The organism is Sphingomonas bacterium (genome assembly GCF_903644135.1).
Classification (GTDB): Bacteria; Pseudomonadota; Alphaproteobacteria; order Sphingomonadales; family Sphingomonadaceae; genus Sphingomonas.
Window position 1 is genome coordinate 1 of record NZ_CAHJXA010000224.1, and the last position, 4,804, is coordinate 4,804.

Below are 4,804 nucleotides of genomic sequence, written 5' to 3' on the forward strand. Positions count from 1 at the left end.
GCCCGGGCTCGCCTCGACGACACGGCCGATCGAGGGCGTGTCGACGCCGATGACGAGCGCCTGCCCCGCCCGGTATTCGAGCTGGTCGCCGCCGAACATCGCCCATTTCGCGCCCTGCGCGACGACGCAGACCGAGGGCTGCTGGACCAGGTGGACGGGCGGCTTGGGATGATCCGACCGCATGATGATCATGCCGTCGATCGCGGTGGTGATCGGGCTCTGGTCCGGACAGATGTGCGTCCAGCGGAGCAGCGCTTGCGCCAGCTCGGTCACGTCGGAGGGCGACATCCTGTCCATGGCACCTCTTAGCCATAAAAGCAGGATCGGGCAAGAACGCGACAGATATCGATCTGACATATAGTGGATGCGCGCCCTATCTCGGCCAGGAACGGACAAGAGCTGTCCGGCAGAGAAGGATCATCGCATGACCGACAAGATCGCCATCGTCACCGGCGGGAGCCGCGGGATCGGCCGCGACACCGTGCTGCGCCTCGCCGCGCGTGGCGAGACCTGCATCCTTACCTTTAACGCGAACCAGGCAGAGGCGGACAAGGTCGTCGCCCTTGCGCAGGAGGCGGGCGGCCGGGCGGCGGCGCTGCAGCTGGACGTCGGCGATGCCGCCTCGTTCGACGGCTTTGTCGACCGCGTGCGCGAGACGCTCGCAGCCTGGGGTGCGGAGCGGTTCGACCACCTCGTCAACAATGCCGGCACCTCGTCGAACAAGACGCTGGAGACGATCACCGCGGACGAGATGGACGCGCTCTACGCGGTCCACTTCAAGGGGCCGCTGTTCCTGACCCAGAAGCTGCTGCCGCTGATGAACGATGGCGGACGGATCGTGAACCTGTCGTCGGGGCTGGCGCGGTTCGCGATGGCGGGCCGGATCGGCTACGGCCCGATCAAGGCGGCGGTGGAGGCTCTGAGCCGCAATATGGCGTTCGAGCTGGGCCCGCGCGGCATCACCGTCAACATCGTCGCACCCGGCGCGATCGCCACCGACTTCAGCGGCGGCATCGTCCGCGACAACCCGGAGGTCGCGAAGGCGGTCGCCGCCGCCGCAGCGCTGGGCCGCGTCGGCCTGCCCGAGGATGTCGGGCCGGTGATCGCGGGCCTGCTCTCCGACGAGTTCGGCTGGGTCAACGCCCAGCGGATCGAGGTGTCCGGCGGCGCGCATATCTAGCGCCGTCGACCGCCTGGTCAGCCGGTCGCGCGATCCGACAGCTTGCGCAGCGCACGGGACAGTTCCTCGATCGAATAGGGTTTCTGCAATAGCTCGAACCCGTGCGTGCCGCCTTCCGCCAGGACGCTGCTATAGCCGCTGGCCAGGATCACCGGCAGGTTGGGGTGACGCCGCCTGATCTCCTGCCCCAGTTCGACGCCGCTCATCCCCGGCATGACCACGTCGGAGAACACCACGTCGAACCCCGCATCGTCGGCATCGAGCTTGTCGAGCGCGGTGTGGCCATCGCCGGCCAGCACCGCGTTGTAGCCAAGCTCGCTGAGCGCCTGAATGGCGAAGTTTCCGACCTGCGCGTTGTCTTCCACCACCAGGATGCAAGCGCCTTCGCCGATCGTGTGCCCGGCATCGGCGGTGGCAGCGACGGTGTCGTCGCCGACCTCGGCGGCGGCGGGCAGATAGAGGGTGAACTCCACCCCGCCGGCGTCCCGATTGTCGACCAGCACGTCGCCGCCGGATTGTTTGGCGAAGCCGAACACCTGGCTGAGCCCGAGGCCGGTGCCCTGGCCGACTTCCTTGGTGGTGAAGAACGGCTCGAAGATCTTGTCGAGCGCGTCGGGCGCGATGCCGGTGCCGGTGTCGGCGACCGCGACGGTGACGAACTCGCCCTGCGTCGCCGGGTGCGAGCGCACCGCGGGGGTCTCGCCGGCGGTGCCGACCGTGAAGGTCAGCCGGCCTTCGCCGTTCATGGCATCGCGCGCATTGGCCGCCATGTTGACCAGCGCCGTCTCGAACTGGCTGCGGTCCGCGTGGATGGTGCAGGGGCGGCTCGGCAGATCGACCTGCACGAAGATGCGCGAGCCGACCAGCGTGTGGATCATCTGCTGCACCGAGCCGACCGCATCGCCCGCGTCGAACGTCTCCGGCTTCAGCGTCTGCCGGCGGGAGAAGGCGAGCAGCTGGCTGGTCAGCCGCGTCGCCCGGTCGGCGGTGTCGGCGATCGCGCCGATGTAGCGCTCGCGCCGTTCGGGCGAGACGTCGGGACGCCGCAGCAGCTCCACCGAGCCGCGAATGACGGTCAGCAGGTTGTTGAAATCATGGGCGAGCCCGCCGGTCAGCTGTCCCACCGCCTCCATCTTCTGCGACTGGCGCAGCGCATCCTCCGCCGTCATCAGCTGGGCGGTGCGGTCGGTGACCTGCTGCTCCAGCGAGGCGGCGAGATCGGCCAGCTCCTTCTCCGCCCGCCGGCGCTCGGTGGCGACGCGGGTGCGCTCGGCGACATCGCGGACGAACTCCAGGTCCTCCTCCGGCCAGGCGCGGGCCCTGCCGTGGTTGAGGTACAGCAGCGCCACGAGATCGCCCTGTTCGGTCAGCGGCATGTTGATGAAGGAGCGCGCGTTGATCGCCTCCAGGGACGCCGCCGTCGCGGCGGTGCGCGGGTCCAGGCGGCAGTCCTCGACGATCGCCGCGTCGCCGCGCTTCAGATCGTCGATGTACGAGCCATAATCGCGGAAGTTGAGCAGGCCGGCGAGCGTCGTGACGCCGGGCGCGTTCCAGTCGCGCTCGATCGTGATCGTCTCGGTGCGGGTATCGACCAGGCCGTAACCGGCGCGGTCGACCTCCAGCGTCCGGCCGATCGCCTCCGCGGCGACGTAGGAGATGTCCGCCGTCGCATCCAGGTCGCGGAGCCGGTCGGTCAGGTCGGCGAGCGCCAGCCGACGGCGCTGGGCACGCTTGACGGCGGTGATGTCGAGCGACACGCCCGCCAGTCGCAGCGGCTTGCCGTCCGCGTCGCAGAACGACTGGCCGCGGGTCGCCAGCCAGCGAATATCGCCATTTGGCTGGTTGATCCGATATTCGACCTCGTAGTCGCCGCCGTTCGCCACCGTCTGCTCGAACGCGGCGACCGTGGCATCGCGGTCCTCGTCCAGGATGGCGGCGATCCGGTCGTCATAGCTGAACGGCGTTTCGGGGCTCACCCCGAACAGGGCCTTGCATTGGTCGGAGGAGGTGAGGTTCAACCCCGCCAGTTCCAGGCTCCAGGTGCCGAAGCGACCGGCCTTGAGCGCGAAATCCAGCTCGCGCTCGCGCTCCTGCTGCAGGCGCAGCCGGCCGGTCAGCTCCGCCATCAGCGCAGCGTTGCTCTTCTCCAGCCCGGTCAGCCGCTCGCGCTCGATCGTCACATCGACCTGGCTGGCGAAGAAATAGGCGAGATTATGGTCGGCGTCGTAGACCGGCGCCATCAGCAGCCGGTTCCAGAACGGCTCGCCATCGTGGCGATAGTTGCGGATGTCGATCTCCAGCGCCTCGACCCGATCGACGGCGGCCCGGATCGCGCGCACCGTGGCGGGATCGGTATCGGCACCCTGGAGGAAGCGGCAGTTGCGCCCGACGATCTGCTCGCGCGGATAGCCCGACAGCCGGCAGAACGCATCGTTGGCGAACACGACGGGATTGTCGGGCAGGCGCGGATTGGTGATGATCATCGGCATCCGCGTGGCGTGGACTGCCGCGACGAACGGGTCGGTATGGCGGTCCAGCCCGGCGATCTCCAGCGCGATCCGCTGCTCGTCGATCCGGCTTTGCTCAGAGCGCTCCGCCTGTTCCCGTTCCGTCACGTCCGTCGTCTCCGTCAGATCGGCTGCGCGTCCGCCCGGCGCAGTCGCTCGATAGCAGCCTTAGCCGTTATGGGGGCGCAGGTGAACGCCGGCCATACCGAACGCGGTACGGCCGGCCCAGCACTGATCGATCAGCGACGTCCCGGATCGCTGCGATCAACCTGACATCGCGCTCAGGTTCTAGGCGACCTTCCCGATCTTGCGATGGAGGTAATTGTCGTCGAACCCGGCGATCTTGCCCAGGGCGATGATGTCGAGGATGCGAAGCGTCCTGGCTCCGAGCTCCATGATGCCTTGCTGGCGTAGCTCCCGTAATACGCGGTTGACGTGGACCGACGTCAACCCGAGCGCGTCGCCCAGCACCACCTGCGTCAGTGGCAACTCGCAGCTGTGGTCGGTCGTCAGGCCGACGTTGCGCATCCGTGCGTAGAGTTCGAGCATCAGGTGGGCCACGCGTTCCAATGCGTTGCGCCGACCCATGCTGACGATCCAGGCGCGCAGCACGCCCTCGTCGATCAACTGCGCCCGCCAGAACGCCCGGGTCAGCGCGGGCGTCGAGATGACCAGCGCCTCGACATCCCGGCGCGGAACGGTGACGATCAGGCAGGGCGTGAGCGTGCCGATGCTGTGGTCCATCTCCTCCAGCTCGCCGGCGTGGACGTCGCAAAAGTCGCCCGGCATCAGGAAGGCCATGATCTGGCGATTGCCGTCAGGCAGCACCTTGTAGCGGCACGCCCACCCTTCGAGGATGACGAACAGCACGCTTGGCTTGTCGCCCTCCCGGATCAGGTCGCGATGCGCGGCGATCTTGCGCGGCGGGTCGCTCGCCTCCACCAGGCGGCGCACATCGCCATCGGCCAACAGGCCATAGGCCTTGATCTTCCTGACAAAGGCGTTGGCTGGTGTAACCACATGATCTCCCCCGGTCATAGCCTAGGGTCAGGACTCATTGGTTATAGCCAGAAGATGACGGTGGCAGCGAGGGCGACGGCAGAAAAGAAGACGGTTG

The 4,804-nt window shown here is 67.8% G+C and carries 4 protein-coding genes; 1 reads left to right on the forward strand and 3 read right to left on the reverse strand.

Annotation, left to right across the window (positions count from 1 at the left end; all coding sequences use genetic code 11):
- The coding region (locus HUU96_RS11435; protein WP_217430320.1) for an AraC family transcriptional regulator at nt 1–297 on the reverse strand (297 nt) is incomplete at its 3' end.
- 127 nt (nt 298–424) lie between these two features.
- Between HUU96_RS11435 and HUU96_RS11440 the strand changes: the two genes are divergently transcribed.
- A complete protein-coding gene (locus HUU96_RS11440; RefSeq protein ID WP_174292920.1) occupies nt 425–1,180 on the forward strand; it encodes an SDR family NAD(P)-dependent oxidoreductase in 756 nt (251 codons plus the stop codon).
- A gap of 17 nt (nt 1,181–1,197) precedes the next feature.
- On the opposite strand, the gene HUU96_RS11445 is transcribed toward HUU96_RS11440, so the two are convergent.
- On the reverse strand, nt 1,198–3,795 hold the full coding sequence (locus HUU96_RS11445) for a PAS domain-containing protein (protein ID WP_174292921.1): 2,598 nt from the start codon (nt 3,793–3,795) through the stop codon (nt 1,198–1,200).
- A 180-nt stretch (nt 3,796–3,975) separates the two neighbouring features.
- Nucleotides 3,976–4,707: a Crp/Fnr family transcriptional regulator gene (locus tag HUU96_RS11450; protein ID WP_254605195.1), complete on the reverse strand. Its 732-nt coding sequence runs from the start codon at nt 4,705–4,707 to the stop codon at nt 3,976–3,978.
- Nucleotides 4,708–4,804: the final 97 nt, after the last annotated feature.